The 558-nt window shown below is 41.0% G+C and carries 2 tRNA genes and 1 rRNA gene; all 3 read right to left on the bottom strand.

From position 1 onward, the window contains the following. Nucleotides 1-195: 195 nt before the first annotated feature. Nucleotides 196-269, bottom strand: a tRNA-Ala gene (locus ACRD64_RS25270). An 8-nt stretch (nt 270-277) separates the two neighbouring features. Beyond that, nucleotides 278-351, bottom strand: a tRNA-Ile gene (locus ACRD64_RS25275). 138 nt (nt 352-489) lie between these two features. Beyond that, nucleotides 490-558: ribosomal RNA gene (locus ACRD64_RS25280) — 16S ribosomal RNA — on the bottom strand; the annotation flags it as partial.

Below are 558 nucleotides of genomic sequence, written 5' to 3' on the forward strand. Positions count from 1 at the left end.
GGTCGCACCATAACGCGCGGGCGTTACGGCGAACCTATGATTTTGATTGTTTTTGCCAATATGTCAATGTACGTTTTGTCCAAATTCCGGACAACGCGATTCATGATTTCATTTATGAACTCATCAATCTTTATTTCACCATAAATCCACCATCACCATTGTAACGGCTTAATAAGATATATGATCTAAAAGAAGTGGAGAATATCGGAGTCGAACCGATGACCTCCTGCGTGCAAGGCAGGCGCTCTAGCCAGCTGAGCTAATCCCCCGTAAAAAGTAGTCCTGCGCAGATTTGAACTGCGGACCCCTACATTATCAGTGTAGTGCTCTAACCAACTGAGCTACAGGACTATTTTATTTAAATTATGAAATACACAAAAAGGAAAAGAGGATTCTTCAATTGAAACTTCATCGATTTTAAAAGTCATCAAGCATTGCTTTCAACTTTTAACCTTTAAATTTTCAACTTAATGTTAGGACTCTCTCCAGAAAGGAGGTGTTCCAGCCACACCTTCCGGTACGGCTACCTTGTTACGACTTAACCCTAGTTACCGGTTT

The sequence above is a fragment of the Saccharicrinis sp. 156 genome, assembly GCF_050589685.1.
GTDB lineage: Bacteria > Bacteroidota > Bacteroidia > Bacteroidales > Marinilabiliaceae > Saccharicrinis.